This window comes from Stenotrophomonas sp. PD6 (assembly GCF_049199305.1).
GTDB lineage: Bacteria > Pseudomonadota > Gammaproteobacteria > Xanthomonadales > Xanthomonadaceae > Stenotrophomonas.
This window is the reverse complement of record NZ_JBLZQD010000001.1, coordinates 467,382-491,484: the sequence shown is the minus strand read 5'-3', so window position 1 is coordinate 491,484 and position 24,103 is coordinate 467,382. Positions and strand designations below refer to the sequence as shown.

Annotated in this window: 22 protein-coding genes; 14 read left to right on the top strand and 8 right to left on the bottom strand. The window is 68.1% G+C overall.

Annotated elements, in window-relative coordinates:
- Positions 1–423: 423 nt before the first annotated feature.
- From ACOZHM_RS01960 to ACOZHM_RS01950, 3 genes are all read left to right on the top strand, one after another.
- Positions 424–1,395 (top strand): helix-turn-helix domain-containing protein, encoded by a 972-nt coding sequence (locus tag ACOZHM_RS01960; protein ID WP_421567265.1) that lies wholly within the window; start codon positions 424–426, stop codon positions 1,393–1,395.
- Positions 1,396–1,545: 150 nt separating this feature from the next.
- On the top strand, positions 1,546–2,193 hold the full coding sequence (locus tag ACOZHM_RS01955) for a response regulator (RefSeq protein WP_421567264.1): 648 nt from the start codon (positions 1,546–1,548) through the stop codon (positions 2,191–2,193).
- 120 nt (positions 2,194–2,313) lie between these two features.
- Positions 2,314–2,703, top strand: coding sequence for a response regulator (locus tag ACOZHM_RS01950; protein WP_421567263.1), 390 nt, complete (start codon positions 2,314–2,316; stop codon positions 2,701–2,703).
- An 18-nt stretch (positions 2,704–2,721) separates the two neighbouring features.
- Here ACOZHM_RS01950 and ACOZHM_RS01945 read toward each other — a convergent pair whose 3' ends face one another.
- Entirely contained in the window at positions 2,722–3,885 is a 1,164-nt protein-coding gene (locus ACOZHM_RS01945) for a hypothetical protein (RefSeq protein WP_421567262.1), read from the bottom strand.
- A 158-nt stretch (positions 3,886–4,043) separates the two neighbouring features.
- Here ACOZHM_RS01945 and ACOZHM_RS01940 point away from each other — a divergent pair, with 158 nt between their 5' ends.
- From ACOZHM_RS01940 to ACOZHM_RS01905, 8 genes are all read left to right on the top strand, one after another.
- Positions 4,044–4,451, top strand: coding sequence for a hypothetical protein (locus ACOZHM_RS01940; protein ID WP_421567261.1), 408 nt, complete (start codon positions 4,044–4,046; stop codon positions 4,449–4,451).
- A complete protein-coding gene (locus tag ACOZHM_RS01935) occupies positions 4,448–4,960 on the top strand; it encodes a DUF202 domain-containing protein (RefSeq protein ID WP_421567260.1) in 513 nt (170 codons plus the stop codon). The genes ACOZHM_RS01940 and ACOZHM_RS01935 overlap by 4 nt, the downstream gene beginning before the upstream one ends.
- Positions 4,961–4,985: 25 nt before the next feature.
- Positions 4,986–5,909 carry a formylglycine-generating enzyme family protein gene (locus ACOZHM_RS01930; protein WP_421567259.1) on the top strand — a complete coding sequence of 308 codons (924 nt, stop codon included), beginning with the start codon at positions 4,986–4,988 and terminating at the stop codon, positions 5,907–5,909.
- 32 nt (positions 5,910–5,941) lie between these two features.
- The gene (locus ACOZHM_RS01925) at positions 5,942–6,925 is read left to right on the top strand and encodes a SphA family protein (RefSeq protein ID WP_421567258.1); all 984 of its coding nucleotides are present in this window, start codon (positions 5,942–5,944) and stop codon (positions 6,923–6,925) included.
- 32 nt (positions 6,926–6,957) lie between these two features.
- Positions 6,958–7,773, top strand: coding sequence for a DUF2092 domain-containing protein (locus ACOZHM_RS01920; RefSeq protein ID WP_421567257.1), 816 nt, complete (start codon positions 6,958–6,960; stop codon positions 7,771–7,773).
- A gap of 1 nt (position 7,774) precedes the next feature.
- A complete protein-coding gene (locus ACOZHM_RS01915) occupies positions 7,775–8,305 on the top strand; it encodes a hypothetical protein (RefSeq protein WP_421567256.1) in 531 nt (176 codons plus the stop codon).
- Between the two features lie 104 nt (positions 8,306–8,409).
- On the top strand, positions 8,410–9,525 hold the full coding sequence (locus ACOZHM_RS01910) for a sensor histidine kinase (RefSeq protein WP_421567255.1): 1,116 nt from the start codon (positions 8,410–8,412) through the stop codon (positions 9,523–9,525).
- Between the two features lie 4 nt (positions 9,526–9,529).
- The gene (locus tag ACOZHM_RS01905; RefSeq protein ID WP_421567254.1) at positions 9,530–10,147 is read left to right on the top strand and encodes a response regulator transcription factor; all 618 of its coding nucleotides are present in this window, start codon (positions 9,530–9,532) and stop codon (positions 10,145–10,147) included.
- Positions 10,148–10,161: 14 nt separating this feature from the next.
- On the opposite strand, the gene ACOZHM_RS01900 is transcribed toward ACOZHM_RS01905, so the two are convergent.
- Genes ACOZHM_RS01900 through ACOZHM_RS01885 form a run of 4 tightly spaced genes read right to left on the bottom strand, consistent with a single transcriptional unit; the run spans position 10,162 to position 17,707 of the window.
- Positions 10,162–11,850, bottom strand: coding sequence for a hypothetical protein (locus tag ACOZHM_RS01900; RefSeq protein WP_421567253.1), 1,689 nt, complete (start codon positions 11,848–11,850; stop codon positions 10,162–10,164).
- 25 nt (positions 11,851–11,875) lie between these two features.
- Positions 11,876–13,216, bottom strand: coding sequence for an OprD family outer membrane porin (locus ACOZHM_RS01895; protein ID WP_421567252.1), 1,341 nt, complete (start codon positions 13,214–13,216; stop codon positions 11,876–11,878).
- Between the two features lie 9 nt (positions 13,217–13,225).
- Positions 13,226–14,926 carry an aspartate:alanine exchanger family transporter gene (locus ACOZHM_RS01890; RefSeq protein WP_421567251.1) on the bottom strand — a complete coding sequence of 567 codons (1,701 nt, stop codon included), beginning with the start codon at positions 14,924–14,926 and terminating at the stop codon, positions 13,226–13,228.
- Positions 14,927–14,956: 30 nt separating this feature from the next.
- Positions 14,957–17,707: a hypothetical protein gene (locus ACOZHM_RS01885; RefSeq protein ID WP_421567250.1), complete on the bottom strand. Its 2,751-nt coding sequence runs from the start codon at positions 17,705–17,707 to the stop codon at positions 14,957–14,959.
- A 205-nt stretch (positions 17,708–17,912) separates the two neighbouring features.
- Between ACOZHM_RS01885 and ACOZHM_RS01880 the strand changes: the two genes are divergently transcribed.
- The 3 genes from ACOZHM_RS01880 to ACOZHM_RS01870 are packed head-to-tail and all read left to right on the top strand — an operon-like array spanning position 17,913 to position 20,993.
- The gene (locus tag ACOZHM_RS01880) at positions 17,913–18,710 is read left to right on the top strand and encodes an OmpA family protein (protein WP_421567249.1); all 798 of its coding nucleotides are present in this window, start codon (positions 17,913–17,915) and stop codon (positions 18,708–18,710) included.
- 41 nt (positions 18,711–18,751) lie between these two features.
- Entirely contained in the window at positions 18,752–20,089 is a 1,338-nt protein-coding gene (locus tag ACOZHM_RS01875; protein WP_421567248.1) for a DUF3300 domain-containing protein, read from the top strand.
- A 13-nt stretch (positions 20,090–20,102) separates the two neighbouring features.
- Positions 20,103–20,993, top strand: a complete 891-nt coding sequence (locus tag ACOZHM_RS01870) for a DUF2950 domain-containing protein (RefSeq protein WP_421567247.1) — start codon at positions 20,103–20,105, stop codon at positions 20,991–20,993.
- A 10-nt stretch (positions 20,994–21,003) separates the two neighbouring features.
- Here ACOZHM_RS01870 and ACOZHM_RS01865 read toward each other — a convergent pair whose 3' ends face one another.
- The 3 genes from ACOZHM_RS01865 to ACOZHM_RS01855 are packed head-to-tail and all read right to left on the bottom strand — an operon-like array spanning position 21,004 to position 24,102.
- Positions 21,004–22,581 carry a mechanosensitive ion channel family protein gene (locus ACOZHM_RS01865; protein WP_421567246.1) on the bottom strand — a complete coding sequence of 526 codons (1,578 nt, stop codon included), beginning with the start codon at positions 22,579–22,581 and terminating at the stop codon, positions 21,004–21,006.
- A gap of 20 nt (positions 22,582–22,601) precedes the next feature.
- Complete coding sequence (locus tag ACOZHM_RS01860) at positions 22,602–23,414, bottom strand: outer membrane protein (RefSeq protein WP_421567245.1); 813 nt, start codon at positions 23,412–23,414, stop codon at positions 22,602–22,604.
- Between the two features lie 25 nt (positions 23,415–23,439).
- Positions 23,440–24,102 carry a potassium channel family protein gene (locus tag ACOZHM_RS01855; RefSeq protein ID WP_421567244.1) on the bottom strand — a complete coding sequence of 221 codons (663 nt, stop codon included), beginning with the start codon at positions 24,100–24,102 and terminating at the stop codon, positions 23,440–23,442.
- Position 24,103: the final 1 nt, after the last annotated feature.

Genomic DNA, 24,103 nt, shown 5'->3' with positions numbered 1-24,103 from the left:
CTGCGGATGCAGGGGGGTGATGTCCGAGAGCGTCGGGAGCCATTGGCCGAGCAGGCACCCGAACAGCAGGGGGAGTGCGTTCGTTAAAAACGTGCGTACGTCGAGTGGAGAAGATGTGAAGCGCCGGGGGCGCGACGAAGTCTCGGGTCTGCGGGCACTGTGGGCGACGATCACGTCTGCCCGGTTCACCTGGCTGCTGGCCTGCACTAATCACCTCGGCGGTAGGCCACCGGAGCGCATCGTGCGATCGCGGGGCTACAAGGTGGGACGGCGTATCTGGTGAGCAACGTGCTGCGGGCGGTCATCTGGCCAGCCCACGGACCCGGCTTGTCGCCGCGCCGCATGGGCCGCACAATCGCGCCGATGAGAACAGGTTGAGCAGGTACGCGCTATCCACATTCCGACTGACCGCGGGAGTTGGCAATGGACGAACCGATTTCCCCCTACAGCCGCTTCGTCGTCGATGGCTTCGACGCGGATGCATTGCTGGGGGTAGTGCGAGACACGCGTTTCGAGCAGCGGCTGCTGTCGGCCGGTCATTTTCGCGCCTGCGTCCAGCGCCTGGTGTTTCCGGAATTCAGTCTGGACAGCGGGGCGTACACGCTGCCCATCTTCGCCAGCGGCAGCTTCGGCCAAGGCATGATCGCGCTCGCGCTGGCGGTGACCTGCGCGCAGCCCATGTGGGCGAACGGGCGCTGGATAGCGGCCGGGCAGGTGATGGTGTTCGCCGAGGACAGCGAGTTGAACGTGCGCCCCAGTCCGGGTGGATGGCAGTGGGCCGTGCTGTTGATTCCACGCGAGGTGCTGCAGCGGGAAGCGGCCGCCCGGCTGGGCCGTGAGTTGCGCCTGCCACGGGCGGGGTGGTGCAGCCGGCCGGCTGCGCCTCGGGACGCACGCAACCTGCGCGAGGGCGTGTTCAAGGTGCTGCAGGAGGCCGCGGACTGGGAGGGGCTGGTGTCCCCCGAGCAGTTGACGGCGCAGGCCAGCCTGCTGCTCGGCGTGTTCATTGACGCGGTGGCGGCGGCCGATGGCGGGCCCGAACGGCGTGGCCTGAGCAGCTGTACCGAGCGCCGACGCGACGCGATCGTGCGGCAGGCGGAGGAATACCTGCGGACCCAGTTGGAGAGCGTGTATGACAGCCGGGCGCTGTCGGCCACGCTGGGCGTCGGCGAGCGGCAGTTGGAGCGGCTGTTCCGTGACGTCTACGGTCACGGGCCCTGCCACTGGCACCAGATGGCCCGGCTGAACCTGGCCCGCAGCGCGCTGCTGCACGCGCGGGGGAGCGTCGGCGTGACCGAAATCGCCACCCGGTTCGGCTTCGCCCACCTGGGGCGGTTCTCGGTCATGTACCGCGATGTGTTCGGCGAAAGCCCCCGCGAGACGCTGCGGGCCTGAACGGTTGCGGACGGCGATCACACGTAGCGCCGGCATCACGGTGCCATCACGATGGGGGACGCATGGTCGAGCCGTTGTGCAGGGCTGGCGCGCTGCCGGTCCGCAGAGCACTTCAATCAGGGGACGATTGATGCCACGGGAGACGACGAAATGCAGGTTTCGTATTCGACGGCGGAGAGCCGGTATCGCAGGGTAGTGCTCGCTGACGACCACCGCGTGGTGGCGCAGGGCATCGAGCATCTGTTGGAAGACCAGTTCGATTCGATCGAGTTGGTGTCGTCCGGAGACGCGCTGGTAGAGGCGGTCCGGCGCGACCCGCCCGACGTGGTGGTGGCCGATATCAGCATGCCGGGGCTGAGTGGCATCCAGGCATTGCGTCGCCTGCGCGAAGAAGGCTACGTCATGCCGGTGGTGTTTTTGACCATGCACGACGAATCGAGCATGGCGGCCGAGGCGATCCGCGCCGGGGCACGCGGCTATGTGCTCAAGAGCGCGGCGGGCGATGAACTGGTGCGCGCCCTCAACGGGGTGATGGGCGGCAACACCTACGTGACGCCGTCGCTGGCGGCCGACGCCATTACCAGCGCCAGCCGGCACCAGTACATGTTGACCGACAAGCAGCTGCGCATCCTGGAGTACGTGGCGCGCGGGCTGCGCTCCAAGCAGATCGCGTTCGAGCTGGGCGTGTCGGTGCGCACCATCGAGTCGCACAAGTACGCCATCATGCAGGAACTCGGCGTGCACGGCACGCTGGAACTGGTGCGCAAGGCCGAGCAGGAAGGGCTGATACGGCACTAACGGCGCCTGGCACACTTACCCCGGGCAAGTAGATTTACTTGCCCGGGGTCGGTTGTTTTTCCCTTGTTACGGGCTGCGCGGCGGCACACCATCAGGGCACGCGTCGACCTGGCGGGAACCATGAATGCTGTCCGTGTGCTGCTGGCCGAAGATGGCTCTGCCATGGGGCGCCAGCTGCGTGGCTTGCTTTCGGAGCAGTTCGAGGTGATCGGACTGGTGCAGGACGGCGCGTCGCTGGTCAAGGCGGCCCAGAGCATGTTGCCCGATGTGGTGGTGACCGATATCGCCATGCCCGAGATCAACGGGCTGGAGGCGGCGCGACGGTTGCGCCTGCAGCGCCCGGTGCTGGGCGTGGTGTTCATCACCGTGCATTCCGAGCCGCAGATGGTCGACCAGGCGATGGCGCTGGGGCCGTGCAGCTACGTGCTCAAATCCGACGCCGGCGATGACCTGGCGCTGGCCGTGATGGCCGCGCTGCGCGGTGAGCCGTTCGTGTCGCGCTCGCTGTAGGTCCTGTCCGGGTCTCGTTCAGACCAGCATCCCGAACAGCTTGGCGACCAGTTCGTCCACCGACATGGCCAGCAGCACCAGCGGCAGCAGCGGCAGCGCGGCGGGCAGTGCGATCCACAGCAGGTTCCAGCGCGTCACCGGGATCACCGACATGGCCACGACACCCTGGTAAACCCCGCTGAAGTCCGCATAGGCCGAGGCGTCGTTATGGTCGAGCAGCGACTCGGCACCGGCGGTGACCTCGCTGGCGGCCTGCCAGCGTTCCTCGAACACGTTCGCGGCGCGGTTGCCCAGTGCGTCGAAGCGGGACAGCGCATGGCGTCGCGCGCGGATCAGCGACGGCGCGAGCAGAAGAAGCGGCGCCACCAGCAGTAGGGTGACGCCCACCACGTAGCCGGCCAGCAGATGGCGCAGGCCGTACAGCGTTTCGCCCAGGTAGGTGATCTGGTTGAGGCATGCGCCGGCCAGCAGCAGCCCGCCTGCGGCGGCGAGGACGCTGAAACGCTCCTGCGCGAGGCCGAGGAACGCGAGGCCGCCGGTGCGGTCCGGGTGCTCGGCGTGCAGCACCAGGCCGACCGACGGCAGGCGCCACAGCAGCATCGCCCACAGCACGAAGCGCCACAGCCACAGCAGCGCCACCAACCGGAACAGCGGCATGCCCACCCAGGCGCTCCACTGGCCGGCCGGGGTGAGGGTGTCGCCCTGCAGGCGCCAGTCCGGGATGCCGGGCAGCAGGCTGACGACGCCCCCATGCACGTAAAGCGGCGCCAGCGCGACCACGATGCAGGCCAGCTCCGGCCACCAGCTGTCGCGACAACGGCGGACGCGTGACAGTAGCGCCTGCAGGCGCGGCTGCCGGTGTGGCGGCACCAGGCTGGCATGGCTGAGCTGGCGCAGCGCATTCCGCAGCAGCGCGTCGGCACGCGGCGCGGCCAGGATCAGCAGGGGCAGTGCCAGCAGCAACCTGGCCAGGGTGGCGTAGTCGCCGAGCAGGGCCATGGCGTGTGGACGGGGCCAGAGCATGCCCGCGGCATGTGTCAGCAGCAGCATCGGCAGCAGGCTGAGCGCGACCAGCGTGCTGGCCAGCCACCATGACAGCCGGCGGCCGCGCAATGCCCCGCTGGCATGCAGCAGCCGGTGCACCAGCCCACCGCGCATCAATGAATAGCTTTCCTGGGTCATGCCACGGCGCCGCGCAGGGAAAGGGGGGCGCAGCGAGCATACCCCCGGCTGCGGTGGTGCCTGGCGCAGTAAAAATACTGATGCCGGTGCAGTACCTATCCCGATGTGCGCCGTGACGGTGGCCGCCAAGCTGGGCACCTGTCGCAAGGAACCTGGCAATGCTCCTGGCCATCGACTTTCTGAGCCGCTTCTGGACGGACATGATCGCTCGCACCGACGGTCCGATGACCTTTCGCTTCTTTCTGCAGCCCACCATGGCGCTGATCACCGCGCTCATCGACGGGCGGCGCGACGCACGTGCCGGCAAGCCGCCGTATGCATGGTTGATGGCACACAGCAGCGCGCATGACCGCCTGGTCAGCTGGCGCGAAGGCGTCACCGCCACCATGCGCATCCTGCTGCTGGGCGTGGTGATGGACCTGATCTACCAGATTCGCACGTTCGGCGGTTTCAAGTACCCGCTGGAGGCCTTCGTGCTCGCGGTGGTGTTGGGACTGGTGCCGTACGTGATCCTGCGCGGGCCGTTCAACCGGCTGTTCCGGCGTTTGTTGGGGACCCCTCCATGACCGAAAATGATCCTGCGCGGGCGCTCTCGGAGCGCGCGATCACCCTCAAGCAGGCCGAGCAGACGCTGGGCAGCTCCGACGCGGCGTCGCTGGAGCTGTCGTCGCGGCGTACCGGCATGTCGTTCCAGCGCACGCGCATGAGCGCCGACCGGACGTTGATGTCGATCATCCGCACCGCGCTGTCGCTGATCGGCTTCGGCTTCACCATCTACCAGTTCTTCGGCCACATGCTGGAGGTGCCCGGTACCACGTTGCGCCCGCATGCGCCGCGCAACTTCGGTGTGGCGCTGGTGGCGCTGGGGCTGGTGCTGTTGACGCTGGGCATCGTCTACCACCTCCGCTACATGCAGGGCCTGCGGGCCGAGCGCCAGCTGATGATCGGTGAGGGGTTGATCCACGGCGAGAGCCACTACCCGGTATCGCTGACCCTCATCACGGCCGGGCTGCTGTGGCTGCTGGGTGTGTTCGCGATCGCGGGAATGACCTTCAACCTGGCGCCGTTCGGATGAACAGCGCCGCCACGGAGAGGACTGCATGAGTGCCGTTGCCGACACGATGATCGAGCTCGACGGAGGCCTGTTCCTGATGGGCTCCAATGACCACTATCCGGAAGAGCGGCCCGCGCACAAAGTGCGGGTGGCGCCGTTCCGGATCGATCGCTATCCGGTGACCAACCGCGAGTTTTCGCGCTTCGTCCGCGCCACCGGATACGTAACGGCCGCCGAGCGACCGGCCGACCCGCGCGACTATCCGGGCGCGGACCCCGCGCTGCTGGTGCCCTCGTCGGTGGTGTTCGTGCAGCCGTCGCATCCGGTGGATATGTCCAACACGCACAACTGGTGGCACTACATTGCCGGCGCCGACTGGCGCCATCCGCGCGGACCGTTCACCGGCCTGGATGGCCTGGATGACCATCCCGTGGTGCACCTCAACTACGCCGATGCGCAGGCCTACGCCGCGTGGGTCGGCAAGGACCTGCCCACCGAGGCGGAGTGGGAGTTCGCCGCGCGCGGGGGCAACGACAGCGGTGAGTTCGCCTGGGGCGACACCTTGACGATCCGCGGACGGCACCAGGCCAATACCTGGCAGGGCGAGTTTCCCTGGAACAGCCTGGACGAGGACGGCCACCGCTGGACCTCGCCGGTGGGCAGCTACGCCCCCAACGGCTATGGGCTGTACGACATGATCGGCAACGTATGGGAATGGACCAGCGACTGGTACCAGCAGCATGACCAGCTCCCCAGCAAACCCTGCTGCGCGATCGACAATCCCCGCGGCGGCGACCGCCAACGCAGCCATGACCCCAATGACCGCAGCGCGGTGCCGCGGCGGGTCATGAAGGGGGGCTCGCACCTGTGCGCGCCCAATTACTGCCGGCGTTACCGGCCGGCGGCACGCATGGCCCAGCCCATCGACACCTCCACCTGCCATGTTGGCTTCCGGTGCGTGGAGCGTTGACCCCTATGCGAGACCAGCACGAGGTGATTGCCATGCGTGGACCATCGATCTCCCACTACCGTCGGCACAGTCTGGTGTGCGCCGTCCTGCTGGGCGCGCTGGCCGTGGTGGCCGCGCTGCCTGCGCACGCGGTGGAGGGCGGGCTGGGTCGCTCGATCACCGCCATGCAGATCACCTCCTATGTCGGCGTCATTCCGCCGGAACCGGGGATGCAGTGGTCACTGAGCTATGTGCAGTACGACGGCAAGATCCGCGGCAGCCGCCCGGCACCGATCGCCGGGCAGGTGTCGCTCGGGCTGGAGGCGGACGTGAGCCTGACCGCGGCCACCGGCGTCTACGTCTGGCCGACGAAGACCGGCAAGTGGAACTTCGCCTCGATGCTGACCGTGCCGTACATCACCGCCGATGTCACCGCCAACCTGCAGGGGCCGCTGGGCAACCAGGTGCGGACCACGGACAGCGCCTCCAACCTGTTTGACGTGTACTTCGCGCCGGTCATCGCCGGCTACCACATCGACCCGGTCCAGCACCTCTCGTTCGGGCTGTACGTCTATGCGCCCACGGCCAAGTACACCCCGGGCAAACTGGCCAATCCCGGGCTGAATGTCTGGACCGTGTCGCCTGCGGTCGGCTATACCCACCTGTTCCAGAAGGGCACGCTGGAGTTCAGCGTGATGGGCGGCATGGACTGGTACAGCCGCAACGACGATACCGAGTACAAGAACGGGCTGGTGCTGCGCACCGACGCGCTGCTGGTCAAGCGCACCGCCAGCGGCTGGGGCTTCGGCGCGGCCGGCGGCTGGATACAGCAGGTGCAGGACGACGACGGTGATGTTGCCGACCGGCTGGGCGGGTTCAAGGGACGTTCGCTGGGCCTGGGCCCGGTGCTGACCTATGGCAAGAAGTGGTCCGGTGGCGAGCACGTCGACGTGTCATTCCGTTACATCAGCGAGTTCAGCGTGCGCAACCGCTTCGAGGGCGACCCCTGGAGCCTGTCGATCAGCGCCGGCTTCTGAGTCCACCATTGCTTCTGCCTGGAGAAACGCTCATGGCTACACACGCACGTTGGCTGGGATGCGGCACCTGCCTGCTGCTGGCGCTGGGCGCGGGACCTGTACTGGCGGCCGCGCCGGCAAACGCCGCGGCCTCGGCGAGCGCGGCGGCAGCTGAGCGCGACCCGGAGGCGCTGGCGGCGCTGGACCGCATGGGCGCTGCGCTGCGTGGGCTGAAGCAGTTCTCGCTGAGCTCCGACGCGAGTACCGAGGTGGTACTGCAGGATGGCCAGAAGATCGAACTCGATGGCGTGGTGACCTACAAGGTGAAGGCGCCCAACCAGCTGTTCCTGGAGCTGCGCAGCGACCGCCAGCTGCGCCAGCTGATCTATGACGGCAAGACCCTGACCGTGTACTCGCCAAGACTGAAGTACTACGCGCAGGTGGACGGGATGAGCGCGACGCTGGGCGAGCTGGTCGACAACGCCGCCAACCGCTATGGCATCGAGATGCCGCTTGCCGACATGTTCCTTTGGGGCACCGACAAGGCGCCCAAGACCGCCATCCGCAGTGCGCAGCATATCGGCGGCGGCACCGTGGACGGCGAGGCGGTGGAGCAGTACGCCTTCCAGCAGGACGAGGTGGACTGGCAGATATGGATCTCCAAGGCCACATCGCTGCCGCGCAAGCTGATCATCAATTCTCTGGATGACCCGGCACAGCCGCAGTACCGCGCGCAGCTGCGCTGGAACACCAGGACGCCCGTGGACACCACCGCGTTCCAGTTCAGTCCGCCGGCCGACGCCGCGCGGATCACGCTGGCTCCTGCGGAAGTGGCGGCCGTGGCGCCCGACAATGGCGAGGAGAAGTGACATGCGCGCACTGCAGACGATTCGAAACGCACTGCTGCTGGGATCCGGTTGCGTGGTGCTGATACTGGCCACCGGCATCCAGCCGGCCACGGCCCAGCACGGCCACCGCGGCGGCGGTGCGGCACGGGCCGGCGCGCACACCAACGTCAACCGTCAGGTGCAGCGCCCGCAGGGCGGCATGGGCAATCGCGACCACAACGTGAACCACAATGTCGAGCGCAACGTAAACCGAAACGTAGACCGGAACGTCGACCGCAACGTGAATCGCAATGTGAACGTGAACGTCGATTACCACGACCATGACGACCACTGGAACCGCTGGGACGACCATCCGGTCGCCACGGCTGCCGCGGTGACCGCCGGGGTGGCCATCACCTCGGCGGTGATCGGCTCCATCGTCAATTCGGTGCCGCCCAGCTGCGTGACCACCGTGATCGACGGCATGGCCTACCAGCAGTGCGGCAGCACCTGGTACCAGCCCCGCTACAGCGGCACCACGGTGCAATACGTGGTGATCAACCCACCACGCTGAGCGCGGCAGAACATCAAATGCGGGCGATCACGTTGCGAAGGGGGTAGTCACCGGAGGATCCACATGCACGTTTTCCTGCACGGGTACAGGGCTGGGAGGCCAGAATGGTCGCGTTGAGCCGCAAGGCAGGTGAGGGCACGCGCGATGAGAAGCAGCTGCGGGCACTGCTGGATGCACTGCCCATGTCGCTGCTGCTGGTCGACCGCCAGGGCGTTGTACGGTACGCGAATCATCGCGCGGCAGCGCTGTTCGACCATGCGCGCGACAGCATGGCAGGAACGGCGGTGGCGACGCTGTTGCCGGACGCCACGGGCGAGTGCTGGTCGCAGACCGTCAGGACCAAGCCCGCCGACGGGCATGACCGCTGCCACGACGCGACGGCGCTGCGGGGCGGTGGCGCATTGTTCCCCGTGGAGTTGCTGTTCAATACAGTTCAGCTGGATGGAACGCTGTATGTGGTGATCGCCGTCAACGACCTGACCGAGCAGCGCCGGGCCGAGAAGGAGCTGGCATTTGAGCGCGAGAGCATGGCGCACATGTCGCGGGTCACCCTGATCGGGGAGATCTCCGGCTCGATGGCCCATGAGCTCAACCAGCCGCTCGCGGCGATCCTGAGCAATGCCCAGGCCGGGCTCCGGATCCTGCGCCGCGACCCGGGCGATGTCACGGAAATCCGGGAGATCCTGCAGGACATCGTCGACAACGACCAGCGCGCCGGCGAGGTCATCAGCCGCCTGCGGGGTCTGCTGCGACGCGAATGCCGCAGCTTCGGCACGTTGACGGTCAACGACCTGGTGCACGACGCGATACGCATCATCCGCAACGATCTGATCAACCGCGGCGTGGAGTACCGGCTGGACCTGGCCGTGCCGTTCAGCCGCATCCATGGCGACGCCGTGCAGCTGCAGCAGGTACTGCTGAACCTGATCATCAACGCCTGCGACGCCATGGCCGACAGTCCCCGGCGGGTGCTGACCGTGCGCACCGATACGTTGGTGACCGGCACCATCCACATCGAGGTGCGCGACACCGGGCCGGGCATCGCGGTGGACCGGCTTGAAACCATCTTTGCACCGTTCCACACCACCAAGCCCAATGGCATGGGCATGGGCCTGGCGATCTGCCGCACGCTGCTGCGGGCCCATGGGGGAGATATCCATGCCGGCAACCTGCCGGAGGGCGGGGGCTGCTTCCGTATCGAACTTCCTTTGCTGGAGTGATGCCATGAGCGCTGTCGTACATATCATCGACGATGATCCCCGCGTGCTGGTCGCGCTGGGACGTACCCTGAAGGCCGACGGGTTGGAGGTCGCGCTCAGCGCGTCACCCGAGGACTTCCTTGCCCACTACGACCCCAGCCGCGCCGGGTGCGTGGTGCTGGACCTGAACATGCCGGGGATGGACGGCCTGGCCCTGCAGCGCCTGCTCGGCGATCGCGGCGAGCCACCGGTCATGATCTTCGTCAGCGGTGAGGCCGACGTGGCCAGCTGCGCCTGCGCGATGCGCGCCGGCGCGCTGGATTTCCTGACCAAGCCGGTCGATGCCGGCGTGCTGCTGGAGGCGGTGCTGCGGGGGATCGATGCCGACGCCACCGCGCGCACCCGCCGCAGTGGCGAACACGGTGCAGAGCAGCGCTATCTGACCCTGACCCCGCGCGAGCGCCAGGTGCTGCCGCACATCATCGCCGGGCGGTTGAACAAGCAGATTGCAGGCGATCTGGGCATTTCGCTGAAGACCACCAAGGTGCACAGAAGCCGGATCATGGTGAAGTTCGGCGTACGCTCGGTGGCCGCGCTGGTGCGCGCGGCCGAACTGGCGCACGTGGACCCTCGCAATCTATGAGGTCCGCGCCGCGCTCATGCGAACGCAAGCACCATCACCGTGCCCCACGTGGTCAGCAGCACGTGGGCAATGGCGACCGAGCCGGAATAGCCGATGACGGCGATCGAGCTGCCCGAGCGCTCCTGCAGCGCGGCGAGCGCGGCAGTAAAAGTCTGTGCGCCGGAGATCGCGCCCAGCAGCAGCACTGACGGGATCTTCAGCACCTTGTGGCCGAACCAGAGGCCGCTCAACAGCGGGGTCATGGTGACGACAATGCCGCCAAGGAACAGGCCCAGTCCATGCTCCTGCACGGCCGCGACGAAGTGCGGCCCGGCGCCCAGCCCGACCATGGCCACAAAGGCGGACAGGCCGTAAGACTGCATGAGTTTGACGGCGCTGTCGGGCACCCGGCCGAACAGCGGCCTGCGCGCACGCAGGTGTCCGACCGCGATGCCACCCAGCAGTGCGCCCACGCTGCTGCCGATGCTGACCGAGACCTGGCCCAGCGGTACCACCGCGATGATGCCGAAGACCGCACCGAGAAAAATCGCCAGGCCCACCACCGTGAAGTCGGTGGCATCGGAGGCGTGCATGATCTCGCCCAGTTCTGCCGCGGCGCGCGCCACCGCGGGTTCGGGTCCGATCAGCTCCAGCAGGTCGCCGCGTTCGACCACGGTCTGCGTGCCGATCGGCATGGACTGGCCGTTGCGCCGGATCGTGCGCAGGAACACCGCGCGCACGGCATCGGCCCGCGCGATCTCCTCCAGGCGGCGTCCCGCCCAGGCTCTACTGCTGACCAGGACCTGGTGCGAGGCCATCGGGATGTCGAGCAGTTCGGGGTCGTCCACCTCCTCGGCGCGATCGCCGAGGACGTTCACCAGTGCCTGGCGCGGTCCACCAATGGCGATGAGATCGCCGGCGTGGAGGTGGGTCTCGGGCCCGGCGTCGAGCAGCGCCTGGCCGCGGCGGAGGCGGTACACGAACAGGCGCAGTCCCGGCAGCAGGCATTCGGCCTGATCGACCCGCAGCCCGGCGATGCGGGTGCCGGGGGCGATTCGGTAGGCGCGGGTGTCGAAAGGCTGCCAGGCTGACGCGATGCCGGCCCGCACGCGCTCGATGCCGTACGTGCGCTCCAGCGCCAGCGCTTCGTCGACCAGCCGGGCGCGTAGCAGGCGCGGCCCGATCACGTTGCAGGTAAGGATCACGCCGAGCGCACCGGCCACGTAGCACAGCGCGTCGGCGACGCCGACGTGGGCCAGGTAGCGTGCCTTCAGCGTCTCGTCGATGGGCAGGCGCTGGATGGCCTCGGTCGCCGTGCCCATCGCCGGCGATTCGGTGAGCGCGCCGGACATCATGCCCGCCGCCAGCCCAGGGTCCAGTTTCAGCGCATAGGCGACCACCAACGCGGCGATCAGGCCAACGACCGGCATGAAGACCGCCAGCACGGCATAACGCCAGCCGTCGCCCTTCATCGCGGCGAGAAAGCGCGGGCCGACCTCGTAGCCGATGCCGAACAGGAACAGCAGGAACACCAGTGATTTGGCGGTGGCCGCGACCGGAACATGGAAGGCCCAGCCCAGCAGCATCCCGGCCAGCAGCGAGCCGGTGACGCCGCCCAGGCTGAAGCCCTGCACTTTCATGCCGCCGAACCAGTGGCCCAGCGCGAGCGAGAGGTACACGGCAAGCTCGGGATAGCGGTTCAGCAGCGATGCGAATGCGTCCATTCATGCCTCCCGGACGATGCGCGGATCAGAGGCCGGGCGGGTCGTAGTAGACCAGCAGGCGCAGGTCGTCCAGGTCGCTCGACTGCGGACCCTTCTGGGTGACGTGCGCATAGCGCAGCCGCATCATCAGGCCCTTGAGCGGCCCGTCAGCCACCGCCCATTGCGCATTGAGGTTGTATTCGTCCTTGGCGTATTCGTTGGGGGCGTCCGGATCCGAGCCATCCACATACAGCGCATACAGGCTCAGCCCCTTGACCGACTGGAAGGCATAGGAGGCGCGCAGCAGCCAGGCGCCTTCGCCGCTGCGGTTGAAGTCTTCGACCTGCACGCTGGTGTAGCCCGGATAGCCGCTCCACGGGTTCTGCATGTTGGTGCCGCCGCTGGCGCGCGTATAGCCGGTGGTGAACAACGCGCCCTTGTAGGCCAGTTCCACCTTGCCGCCCCACTGGTGGGCGGAGAATTCGTCGCCCTTCAGCAGATTGTCACCGGCGCTGTCCTGGTCGGAATACTGCAGCGCCAGGTTGAGCCGCGCCGTGTCGCCCACGGGGATGGCGTACTTGCCCTCGGTGTAGAAGATGCTGATGATGTCGTTGCTGTGGTAGTAGATCGCACCGGCGCTGAGCCTGCCCTGGGTATAGTTGGCCCCGAGGGTGTACACGCCGCGGTCGACCCACGCAGGGGCGCCGGCGTCCTTGGCCATGGAAACGAAGGTATCCGAGTTTCGTTCCTTGATCTTGTCGAAGTAGCCGGCGCCGAACTTCCATTGTGGCGCGCCGTCGTCGCCCCCGTAGACGCCCTGGATGGCGAGCGCCTGGAACGTATTGGGGGTCATGCGCGCATCGTTGCGGTTCACGTACGGGGTGTCGATGCCGAAGCGGCCCAGCTTCAGCCGGGTGTCTTCGTTGATGAGGAATTCGCCGTAGGCCTCGCCCAGTACGGTGTAGCCCTTCTGGCCGGGCTTGAGCAGCAGCGTGCCGTCCTTGTCGTCGGGGCCGTACAGGCGCTGGGAGGTGTAGCCGGTGGCGGCGAGGGCGAACCGCTCGCGGAAGTAGCCGGTCTTGAAGCCCGCCGAACCGCCCAGCGCCCAGGCGCTGCTCTGGCTGTCGTCGTACTTGTCGCGATCCAGGTAGAACGTGCGCGCCTGCACGTCGAAGGCGGTGTCTTTCCATGCCTGGCGCCGTGTTTCGCGGATCCAGGCGGCGCGATCGCGGGGGGCGAAGGCTTCGTCCAACGGGGTCTGGCCCTGTTCGGTGGAACTGGGCTGCGGGTCGGCGGGTGGCTCGTCTCCGGGCGCGGTGGCCTGCGCCCGGGCCAGGGCCGGCAGCAGTGCTGCGGCCGCTGCCAGCATGCATGCGATCGCCTTCATGTCGGTCTCCTAGTGCGACAGCACCATCGCGAAGTAACCAAACACCGTGTAGAGCACGCCGGAAACGGCGTAACCGACCGGGAAGCCCACCCATGGCACGGTACTGTCGATCTCCTTGGCGGCCTCGCGCGCCGGCCCGGAGTGCGAGCGCGAGCCGGCCACGCCGCCCATCAGCACGGCCGGATTGATCTTGAAGAAGTGGTAGCCGACGGCCCAGGTGATGAAGGGCGGCACGGTGCTGGCGACGAAGCCGGCCAGGAAGATCTTGATCGCGATCGCGCCGGTCAACTGTTCCAGCAGGGTGGCGCCGGCGTTGATGCCGACGATGGCGATGAAGGTCACCAGGCCCAGGTCCTCCAGGATGTTGCGTGCCGCGTTGGGCGTGCTGCCGAAGAAGCGCAGCCGCGACACCACCGAGGAGACCAGGATGCCCGAGAGCAGCAGGCCGCCGGCGTTGCCCAGCCCGACCGAGAAGTCGCCGATCGGCACGTTGATCTTGCCGATCAGCAGGCCGAGCACCATGCCCGCCGAGAGGGTGAGCAGGTCGGTGGCGCTGCTGGGCCGGGCGATCTTGCCGAGCAGGCCGGCGGCGCGATCCACCGCCGTCTTCAGGCCGGTGACGAACACCACGTCCAGGCGCTTGAGTTCGGTTTCCGCGCCGACCGGAATCGGCTCGCCGGAGCGCTCCAGGCGGGTCACCTGCAGCTGCCCGGCGAAGTCCTCCTCGGAGAAGCTCTTGAGCGGCTTGCCGACGAAGTCCTTCTCGGTCACCAGGATCTCGGCCTGGTCCAGCGGAATGTTCAGCGCCTGCGGATCATCCACCTCCGGCCCCAGCAGGCCGATGTTGGCGGTAAGGTCCTGCAGGCGGCCGCCCAGCGCGATCACGTCGCCCTGCAGCAGCACCAGCCCGGGATCGGCACCCAGCGTCTCTTCGCCGCGCCGCACGTTGACGATGCGGTATTGCGGGTAGCTGCGGCGGAAGTCGGCGATGCTCTGCCCGGCGGTGCCGGCGTTGTCGAGCCGGTAGGCGCGCAGGCCACCGCCGCGATAGCCGGACAGTGCGGCGTCGTCCACATTGCGCACGCCGTGTTCCTGCTCGTATTCGCGCGCCGCCTTGCGGGCATCCACGCCCCACCAGCGCGGCAGGTACTTGCAGATCAGGATGATGCCCACCGTGCCCCAGATGTAGGTGACGCCGTAGCCGAGCGCGATCATGCCCGACACCTGCTCGGCAGTCGTGCCGGGTGGCAGTTTGTAGGCGCCCTGTTCGACGGCCATCTCGGCGGTGCCGATCGCCGCGGACATGGTCTGCGAGCCGGCCAGCACGCCACCGGCCGCGCCGGACGGCAGGTCGAGCAGTCCGGACATCAGCACCACCAGCAACAGGCCGAGCACCGCGCAGATAACGGCCAGGATGGTGAAGGTGATGCCGTCCTTCTTCAGACTGTTGAAGAACGCGGGGCCGACCCGCAGGCCCACGCCGTACATGAACAGATAGTAGAAGAGCGACTTGGCGAAGTTGTCCAGCTGCAGCTTCACACCGTAGGTGGAGGCCCAGGTGGCGAGCGAGCAGCCGACCACCACCGCAGCGGCGACCATGCCCAGGCCATAGCCCTTGACGGAGAACTTGCCGACCAGCACCGCCATGCCGACGGTGAAGAACAACAGAATGTAGGGATTGTCAGCGAGAAACTGGAAATAGCCTTGCATGACGGTGTGCTCCTGTCCGGGGACGGCGATTCACTGCAGGGAACCGGCGCGCAGGCCGGCCAGCGCATCGGGTTTGATCAGCTTGATTCCCTGCGCGGCGTGGTAGCCGTGGATCTCCTTGACGTCCAGCTTGCGCATGAAGGCGATGGTGTCGGCGGTGATGACCTGGCCGGGCACCATGATCGGGAAGCCCGGCGGGTAGGGGATCACGAAGTTGGCCGAGACCATCTCGGGCCCCTCGGCCAGGCGTCGGTCCACCTCCTCGCTGTGCAGCCGCACGAATTCGCAGTTGGCCTCTTCGTAGGCCATGAAGAAGGCCGGGCGCATGTGGCCTTCGTTGCTGGCCCCGTCCGGCGCCTCGCGGAACGCGTCATGGAAGCGGCTGAAGTTGGGCAGGTCGGGAACATCGGTCATCAAGGCGCGCACCCGGTCGGCGAACACCTGGCGCCCGCCTGCGCCCTCCTGCGCCAGCCGCGATTCGATCTCGCGCGACAGGTCGGCCAGCGCCTTGATCAGCAGCGCGGCATCGCTGTGGGTGTTGTTGATATTGGTCTGGACCAGGATGCTGTTGCGCGAGGTCTTGTTGATCTGGATGTCGAACCGCTCGGCCAGCAGGCCCTTGAACTGGGTGCCGTCGAAGCCGGCCGCGCCGCAGATCACGGTCAGGCGGGTGGGGTCCAGCGCGAACTCGTCTTCGTTCCATGCCTGCAGGGTGTCCACCCAGCTGGCATTGGGAGGACCGTAGTCGCGCAGCCCGGAGGCGCGATATTCGGCCGGAATCATGTCTTCCGGCGTGGCCACGTGGAAGTACTTCGAGATCAACGGATGGCTGTTGATGGTGCGGCGCAGGCGCAGCGCCAGGTCGGTCATCTTCAGGGTCAGGCCATAGCCTTCCAGCTCCATCTGCCGGCGCGCCAGGTCGAGCGAAGCGATCAGCTGCAGGTTGGGCGAGGTCGAGGTGTGCGCGAAGAATGCCTCTTCGAACGGGCCTTCCACCTCATGGAAGTCCTCGTCCCACACCAGCATCATCGAACCCTGGCGGAACGCGGACATCGACTTGTGCGTGGAGTTGGTCTGGTAGACGCGAATGCGCACCCGGTCGGGGTCGGGCAGCAGGTGTTCGTCCAGCTGGGTCGGATCGCCCGGGTCAACCTCGCCCCGGCGCGCCTTCCAGGCGTCGTACTGCTCGCGATAGGCCTTGCTGCGATAGCGTTCGGTCAGTGCCGCCGCTGCACCCAGGCCGGTCCGCCGACGGTGCAGCGGGCTGAACCGCGCGAAGCCGAACCAGGCCTCGTCCCACAGGAAGATCAGGTCCGGCTTGATCGCCAGGCATTCCTCCATCACCCGCTGCGGGTTGTACATGTGGCCATCGAAAGTGCAGTTGGTCATGTCGATGACCTTGACCCGGTCCAGCTTGCCGCCGGCGCGGCAGTCCAGCAGCGCCTGTTTGATGGTGCGCAGCGGCACCGCGCCGTACATCGAGTACTGGGTCAGCGGGAACGCCTCGACGTAGTAGGGCTGCGCGCCGCTGAGCACGAAGCCGTAGTGGTGTGATTTGTGGCAGTTGCGGTCGACGATCACGATGTCGCCCGGCTTGCACACGGCCTGCACCACGATCTTGTTCGAGGTGGAGGTGCCGTTGGTGCCGAAGTAGGCACGCTTGGCGCCGAACGCGCGCGCGGCGGCGGTCTGGGCGCGCTTGATGGTGCCGGTGGGTTCGAGCAGGCTGTCCAGGCCGCCCGTGGTGGCGGAGGACTCGGCGAACAGGATGTTGGTCCCGTAGAACTGGCCCATGTCGCGGATCCAGTTCGAGCCGAAGATCGACTTGCCGCGCGCGATCGGCAGCGCGTGGAAGGTGCCGATCGGACGCAGCGCGTACTTCTTCAGATTGTCGAAGTAGGGCGTTTCATAACGGTCGGCGATGCCATCGAGCAGTGCCAGGTGTACTTCCATCGGCTCTTCCACATGGTGGAAGACGCGGCGCAGGGGCGCGGCTTCGTCGCTGCCGGCAAGCCGCTCCGGCGAGCGGTCGGTCAGCAGGTACAGGTCCAGTTCGGGGCGGAAGCGCTTGATGGCGCCGGCCAGCGACGTCGACAACGCACCGGCCGCAGACGGTTCGGGATCATCGCCAAGGCTGCGGGCAAGGTACTGCTTGAGATCCGGTACATCGAGCAGCGAGGCGTAGCGGAAGCCATCCACGATCACCACCGCCTGCAGGTCCGCATTGACCATGGCGGCCAGCGCGGCGTCCTCGTAACTGCCGGCGTGGGCGACGGCGTAATGGAAGGCGTCATCACCACGGCGCAGGGCGCGCATCTCGTCGCGGGCGCGCTGCCACAGTGCCGGCTCGTTCGGGGTAACGATCAGCACTTCGAAGTAGGGCTTGTCCGGGGCACCGAGCAGGTCCGGCGGCACCGCGTCGAGCAGGGTGCGGTCGCCGTCCTCGTCGGCGTTCCAGGCCTGCTCGTCGCGCCGGTAATCGCCCGACAGGATCGCCGCCGACAGCTTGCGTGCCAGACGCGCGAACTGCACGGCATCGTTGCCGTCCAGCGCGGCGCTCAATGCCGCCAGCAGGCGTTCGCCCGGATACGCCCAGCACTGCTCCAGGGGGCGCAGATCGGCCAGGGCGTTGGCGCAGGCGGCACGCCGCCCGCCGCTGTCGGTGCCCCCGTCGGCCCACGCCCGCGCGTACGCATTGAGCTGGCGCCAGTGGTCGGCGCGCATCGAGGCGGCGGCCAGCACCGTGGACAGTTCCGGCAGGGCGGCAGGGTCGGCATTCATGGCAAGGCTCCGGTGAGGTGACGGAAGGAATCGAGCGCGCGCCACGATGCGGGCGCGGCGGCCACTACGGGGCGCAGGCTAGTCCCCGCCCACGTGCGCTGGAATTGGCCCTTGGGGCCATGCCGGGCTATGGCCCCAAGGGCCAATTGCGGGTGCGCCGGACCCCGCCTAGCGTGGTCCACCATCCCCTTGACGGAGCCGCCCCATGTCCACGCGCACCTTGCCCCGCGCCACTGCCCGCATGCTGTTGCTGCTGGCGTCCTTCACCGCGCTGACCGCGGCCGCGGCGGATGCGGACAGGACCAAGCTCAAGGGCGTCATCACGGCCGTGCAGGGCGACACCATCACAGTCGTCGACCAGAGCCACACCGCGCACGCGGTGCACGTGTCTGCCGACACGGTGTACAAGAAGACCAAAGGACTGACCAATGTCATCCACGAGAAGACCGACGCCAGCGTGCTGGCGCCGGGCCTGCCGGTGACCGTGGAAGGCAGCGGCGACGGCAACGCGCTGGCGGCAAGCGAAATCCGGTTCCGCTCCGAGGATCTGCGTACCACCCGCCAGATCCAGGCGGGCATGGCACCGACCAAGGCCGAGGTCGGCGCGATGAACCAGCGCATGGATGAGTTCGGCACCTATGAGCAGCTGGACGCGGCCGAGGTGACCTTTGCCTCGGGCAGCACCGCGCTCTCGGCCAAGGCGCGAGGCGATCTTGATGCGTTCGCCGCCAAGGCCAAGCAGACCCACAACTACGCCGTGGTGCTGCAGGGCTTCACCGATTCCACCGGCAACGCCGCCGCCAACCAGCGCCTGAGCACCCAGCGCGCCGCGGCGGTGGCCAACTACCCGCAGCAGAACGCCGGGCTGGCCCCGGGCCGGGTGCGTGCCGGCGACGGCATGGGCGTTGCGCCCGATGCCGGCAGCGGCAGCAACGGCGCGGCGCGCAAGGTCGTGGCCAAGCTGGTGGTCGACAAGGGTGTACAGGCGGGCGTCAAACCCTGACCCCGCGCCGCGGGTGCACTGCGCATTGGAGTGGAGGTCGCATGCTTACCTACCTGACATGGGCGAAGGTGCCCACGCTGCTGCTGGCGCTGCTGTGCGCGTCGCTGGCGGCTGCACCCGATGCTGTCGCCGCACCGGCGCCCGCCAAGGCGGCGACCGGCCAAGCCGCATTCACGCGCGAGCAGCTGGACCAGATGCTGGCGCCGGTGGCGCTGTACCCGGACGCGTTGCTGGCCCAGGTGCTGATGGCGTCCAGCTATCCCGGCGATGTCACCGACGCGGTGGCGTGGTCGAAGGCGCATCCGGACGCCAAGGGCGAAGACGCGGTACGCCAGGTGGCCAACCAGAGCTGGGATCCCAGCGTGCAGTCGCTGGTCGCGTTCCCGCAGCTGCTGGCGGTGCTGGGGCAGGACCCGGCGTGGGTACAGAAGATGGGCGATGCGTTCCTGGCCCAGCCGGATGCGGTGATGGACGCGGTGCAGCGGCTGCGCCGGCAGGCACAGAGCGCCGGCCACCTGGATTCCAATGAACAGCAGAAGGTCAGTACCCAGCCTGCCGCCGCGTCCGCCCCGCAGACGATCGTGATCGAATCGGCCGACCCCCAGGTGGTGTACGTGCCCAGCTACAACCCCAGCGTGGTGTACGGCAGCTGGGCGTACCCGGCCTATCCGCCGTATTACTACCCGCCGCCGCCGTACTACTACCCGGGTGGCGCGCTGCTCAGCTTCGGTATCGGCGTGGCGGTGGGCGGTGCGCTGTGGGGCGACCTGGACTGGGGGCACGGCGATATCGATATCGACGTGAACCGCTACAACGAGTTCAACAGCAACCGCCAGATCAACCGCAACGACAGCAAATGGAAGCACAACGCGGCCAACCGCGATGGCGTGCCGTATCGTGACGGCGCCACCCGCGAACGCTTCGACGGCGCGCGCGACGGCGCCCGGAATGGCGCTGCCCAGCGCGAGGGCTACCGTGGCCGCGATGATGCGCGCGCCGCCGACCGCGACCGTGCGCGCCAGTCGCTGGAGCAGCGTGGTTTCGACACCCCGGCCACCAGCAACCGCGAAGCGCGTGATCGTGCCGGCGCCTCGCAGCGTGAGCTGGGCCAGCGCCCCGCCGGTGCGCAGGGGCGGGCACAGGCCGGTGACAATGCGTTCCGCAACCAGGGCGGGGCCAACCACGGTCGCCCGCCGGGCAGTCGTCCTGAGAATGCCTTCAGTGGCACGCGCAATCCCGGTCAGTCGATGGGCGACGCCAATCGCGGGCATCGCAGCGTGCAGAGTTCGCAGCGTCCCGCCGCCGCGCGCCCGCAGGGGCGGCCAATGAGCCGGCCGGCCGCTCCCCGTGGTGGTGGTGGCGGCGGGCGCCGTCGTTGATCGGAGATCTGCCATGAGTGTTCGTCTTTCCGCATTGACCGTGGCCTGCCTGCTGCTGGCTGCGCCGGCTTGGGCACAACAGGCCTATCCCAGTGCCGCCGCCGCGGCCGACGCGCTGGTGACAGCGCTGCAGGCGCGCGACCAGCACCCGGAACAGGTGTCCGTCGTGCTGGGCGCCGACTGGCAGGACTACGTGCCGCGCGACGACATCGAGCGCAAGGACGTGGACACCTTCATCAGCCAGTACCAGCGTCGTCACGCGATCAAACCGGTCGACAACGACCACGCGCTGCTCAGTGTGGGCAACGAGGGCTGGACCCTGCCGGTACCGCTGGTGAAGCAGACCGCCGGCTGGGCCTTCGACCTGGCCGCGGGAGCGCCGGAGCTGCGTGCGCGCCGCATCGGGCGCAACGAGCGCGAAGCGGTGCAGGCCGTGCTGGCTTACCAGGATGCACAGCGCGAGTACGCGCGGCAGGACCGCAACAACGATTCACTGCCCGAATACGCCACCCGGCTGCGCAGCACCCCCGGCAAGCACGATGGCCTGTACTGGCCGGCGGATGCGGCGGGCGAGAGCCCGTTGGGGCCGCTGTTCGGTGGCGAGACTCCGGACGACGAATGGCATGGCTATCACTACAAAATCCTGCTGGGACAGGGGCCCTCCGCGCCGCGCGGTGCCTATCCCTACACCGTGGCCGGCGCCATGACGCGCGGCTTCGCGCTGGTCGCCTGGCCGGCGCGCTACGGCGACAGCGGCGTCATGAGCTTTACCATCAGCCATGCCGGCCAGGTCTATGAAAAAGACCTCGGCCCGGACACCGATGCGGAAGCACGCGCCATGACGCTGTTCGACCCGGACAGCAGCTGGACCGAGGTCGATACCGCCGATGGTGACGCGCCCTGAGGACAGGCGCTTAGGCGTCGTCGTTGGACGGCGCCGGGCGTCCTTCCCAGTACGCCTTCGGCACCACCTTGGCCTGCTCGGGATCGCCTTCGTAGTTGGGCGACATGATCTGCACCCCCGCCGCATTGAACGCATCCTGGATATGCGCGTGCAGCGCGCTGCGCACCTGCCAGCGACGCTCGACCTCGGTCACCCGCACACGCAGCACGTAGCGCACCGCCATCTCGCCCAGCTCGGACTGCGCCACGTGCGGCGGCGGTTCGGCGAGCACGCCATCGGTGGCGGCGGCGGCCTGCAGCAACAGCCGATGCACCTGCCGCCACGGCGCGTCGTAGCCGATCGTCAGCGCACTCTCCAGCCACAGCCCCGGCCCCTGGGGATCGCGCGAATAGTTGCGCAGCTCGCCCGACAGCACGACGTTGTTGGGAATGCTGATCTCCACCCCCAGCGGCGTACGCAGCCGGGTGGTGAACAGGCCGATCTGCAGCACCACGCCTTCGGTGTCGCCCACGCGCACGACATCGCCGACCATCATGGTGCGCGAGTACAGCAGGGTGAAGCCGCTGGCGGCCTGGCCGACGATGCTCGACGCACCCAGCGAGACCATCAGGCCGACGAACACGCTCAGGCCCTTGAACGCGTCGGTCTCGGCGCCGGGCAGGTAGGGGTAGGCCATGGCCAGTGCGAACAGCCAGATCATCACGGTGATGATGCGGCGGGTGGGTTCGGCCAGCGGCTGGTCGATGCCGACGAACTGGAAGCGGCCGCTGGCCACGCCGTCGAACACGATGCGCACCGCCTGCACCACCAGCCGCGCGGCCAGGAAGATCAGGGCGGCGGTGAACAGGTCGGGCAGGGCCTCCACCACGCCACGGCCGAACCGGGCGAACCGTTCGGCGATCCAGCCGCCCATCGCCTGCGACCACGGCTGGGTATAGGGGAAGCGACCGAACACGAAGCGCAGCCACTCCTCCAGCACCACCAGCACCACCAGCCAGCCGACCAGCCGGCCCAGGCTGCGGGCGCTGGTCACCAGCCCCAGCAGCAGCTGCCGCGCCGACACGCTGCGCAGCTGGTGCACGCGCTGCTGGACCCAGCCGTCCACGCGTCGCCGCAGGCGCCGGCTGCACCAGCGCAGCAGCCACAGCACGCTGCCGGCGACGGCCGTGGCCAGCAACGCCCACGCGGCCCCGGCCAGCAGCCGTTGCGGCAGGCGCGCCTGTTCGGCGGCGCTCAGTGCCGCCTGCATCCGCGCCACGGTGCGGTCACGCAGTTCGGGCAGTGTCTCGTTGCGCAGCGTGTTGCAGTCGGCAGGCGTCAGCACGGTGACCAGCTGGCCACCGGCCAGGATCACCACCCCCTGCGCCACCGGCTGGGTCTGCAGCGAGGCCTTGCCGGGCAGGTCGACGATCCGGTCCAGGTTGGCCTCGGTCGCGCGCGCCCGCATCGCGGGGGTGTTGCCATACAGCGGCGCGCGGAAGGTCACCAGGTCGCGGTTGAACCAGCGTGCCGTGGCGGGCGGTGGCGCGGCACCGGCGATGAAGCTGCAGGCCAGCAGCCAGCACCCCAGGGCGACGCGCAGCAGCATGCCGGGCGACCTCATGGCGATCAGAACCGGTAGATCACACCGACCCGCACGCCACTGTCGATGAAGCGCAGGTTGCCGTCCAGGCGGGAGGCATCCACATCCGCTTCGATGCGTCGCACCGTGTAGTCGAGCGAGAAGCCCCAGTTCTCCCACGGGAAATACTCCACGCCGCCGCGACCGAAGGTCACGTCCGCGTCCACGTCGTTGAGGCTGGCGCTGAAGTAACCGGCGTCGGCGCTCAGCCGCCAGTGTTCACCGGGCGCCCAGCGCCAGCTGCCGCCGATGGTCGGTGCCGGCAGGTCGGCGTTGACGTCGTTGCCGGCGCGGGCGCTGAGCGGATTGCCGTTGACGTCGGCGGTGGCCGACAGGTCCAGGTCCATCTGGTACCAGATCAGGCCGACGCGCGGGCCCAGCGCCCAGCGTTCGTCGCCCCAGGCCCACCACGTGTAGTAGCCCTCGTAGGCGTCCAGATCGAATTTGGCGCGGATGCGGGTATGGGTGGCGTAGTGCTCGCCGTTGAAGTCGATGTCGCGGTCGGTATTGCGCTCGGCGTCGGCACTGTCGCGGTACCAGGACAGGCCGAACTCATGCTTTTCCCAGGGACGCCAGGACAGCGCGACCACACCGATGGCGTTGTTGTTGTCCAGGCCCAAATCGCGGTTGAGGTCGATGCGGGTTCCTTCGCCGGTCTGGCCGTCGGCGCGCACGCGGGTGTCGAAATCGGTGATGTAACCGCCGACGCGGACGCTGAAGGTGTCCAGGGGTTCGACCGCCCAGCAGGGGCTGCTGGCGAACAACAGCAGGAAGGAGGGCAGCAGGTAAGGATGTTTCATGACAGGCTCCCGGGTGCGCGGTGGGTCATGGGGACCGGTCGGCGCTGCGCAGGCCGACCAGGCGGGCGACCAGCAGGGCCAGGTAGAGCTGGCCGGTGATGGCTTCCAGCGTGGCCAGCCCGCGTGCGACCTGGCTGACCGGGGTGATGTCGCCGTAGCCGAGCGTGGCCAGGGTGACGAAACTGAAGTACATCGCGGTGCCGATGCCGAGGCCGCTGTGCGTGGTCTGGCCGGCAACGGCCATCGATGCCGGGCTGATCGCCGACAGGGCGGCGAACACCACGCCGCCGCACACGCCCAACAGCAGGTAGGCACTCAGTGCCGCGGCCAGGTGTTCGCTGCGCACGCGCGTGCTCGATAGTGAGAAGCGCACCGCGTGCCAGGCGGCGACCGTGGCCAGCACGCCCCACAGCACCGCGCCGGCCATGGCCACCGCGCCGCCGGCGTCGCTGGCCCACCAGCGCAGCACCTGCGCCACCACCACCAGCGCCAGCAGCACATGGCGCTGCAGGCGCTGGGCGATGGGAAACAGCGCCGCCAGCAGGCTGGCGCAGAGCAGAAATTCCATCAGCCGGTGGCCGAACGACAGTGCCTCCAGCAACGGGCCGAGCGTCACCGTCACCAGCAGCGCACCGAACAGGAAGCTGTAGCGATGCCGGTGGATCAGCAGGGCGAGGGCGGGGCGCATG

Coding starts and splice junctions, on each gene's coding strand:
- ACOZHM_RS01960 (WP_421567265.1), top strand. CDS start 424: ATGGACGAACCGATTTCCCCCTACAGCCGCTTCGTCGTCGATGGCTTC.
- ACOZHM_RS01955 (WP_421567264.1), top strand. CDS start 1,546: ATGCAGGTTTCGTATTCGACGGCGGAGAGCCGGTATCGCAGGGTAGTG.
- ACOZHM_RS01950 (WP_421567263.1), top strand. CDS start 2,314: ATGAATGCTGTCCGTGTGCTGCTGGCCGAAGATGGCTCTGCCATGGGG.
- ACOZHM_RS01945 (WP_421567262.1), bottom strand. CDS start 3,885: ATGACCCAGGAAAGCTATTCATTGATGCGCGGTGGGCTGGTGCACCGG.
- ACOZHM_RS01940 (WP_421567261.1), top strand. CDS start 4,044: ATGCTCCTGGCCATCGACTTTCTGAGCCGCTTCTGGACGGACATGATC.
- ACOZHM_RS01935 (WP_421567260.1), top strand. CDS start 4,448: ATGACCGAAAATGATCCTGCGCGGGCGCTCTCGGAGCGCGCGATCACC.
- ACOZHM_RS01930 (WP_421567259.1), top strand. CDS start 4,986: ATGAGTGCCGTTGCCGACACGATGATCGAGCTCGACGGAGGCCTGTTC.
- ACOZHM_RS01925 (WP_421567258.1), top strand. CDS start 5,942: ATGCGTGGACCATCGATCTCCCACTACCGTCGGCACAGTCTGGTGTGC.
- ACOZHM_RS01920 (WP_421567257.1), top strand. CDS start 6,958: ATGGCTACACACGCACGTTGGCTGGGATGCGGCACCTGCCTGCTGCTG.
- ACOZHM_RS01915 (WP_421567256.1), top strand. CDS start 7,775: ATGCGCGCACTGCAGACGATTCGAAACGCACTGCTGCTGGGATCCGGT.
- ACOZHM_RS01910 (WP_421567255.1), top strand. CDS start 8,410: ATGGTCGCGTTGAGCCGCAAGGCAGGTGAGGGCACGCGCGATGAGAAG.
- ACOZHM_RS01905 (WP_421567254.1), top strand. CDS start 9,530: ATGAGCGCTGTCGTACATATCATCGACGATGATCCCCGCGTGCTGGTC.
- ACOZHM_RS01900 (WP_421567253.1), bottom strand. CDS start 11,850: ATGGACGCATTCGCATCGCTGCTGAACCGCTATCCCGAGCTTGCCGTG.
- ACOZHM_RS01895 (WP_421567252.1), bottom strand. CDS start 13,216: ATGAAGGCGATCGCATGCATGCTGGCAGCGGCCGCAGCACTGCTGCCG.
- ACOZHM_RS01890 (WP_421567251.1), bottom strand. CDS start 14,926: ATGCAAGGCTATTTCCAGTTTCTCGCTGACAATCCCTACATTCTGTTG.
- ACOZHM_RS01885 (WP_421567250.1), bottom strand. CDS start 17,707: ATGAATGCCGACCCTGCCGCCCTGCCGGAACTGTCCACGGTGCTGGCC.
- ACOZHM_RS01880 (WP_421567249.1), top strand. CDS start 17,913: ATGTCCACGCGCACCTTGCCCCGCGCCACTGCCCGCATGCTGTTGCTG.
- ACOZHM_RS01875 (WP_421567248.1), top strand. CDS start 18,752: ATGCTTACCTACCTGACATGGGCGAAGGTGCCCACGCTGCTGCTGGCG.
- ACOZHM_RS01870 (WP_421567247.1), top strand. CDS start 20,103: ATGAGTGTTCGTCTTTCCGCATTGACCGTGGCCTGCCTGCTGCTGGCT.
- ACOZHM_RS01865 (WP_421567246.1), bottom strand. CDS start 22,581: ATGCTGCTGCGCGTCGCCCTGGGGTGCTGGCTGCTGGCCTGCAGCTTC.
- ACOZHM_RS01860 (WP_421567245.1), bottom strand. CDS start 23,414: ATGAAACATCCTTACCTGCTGCCCTCCTTCCTGCTGTTGTTCGCCAGC.
- ACOZHM_RS01855 (WP_421567244.1), bottom strand. CDS start 24,102: ATGCGCCCCGCCCTCGCCCTGCTGATCCACCGGCATCGCTACAGCTTC.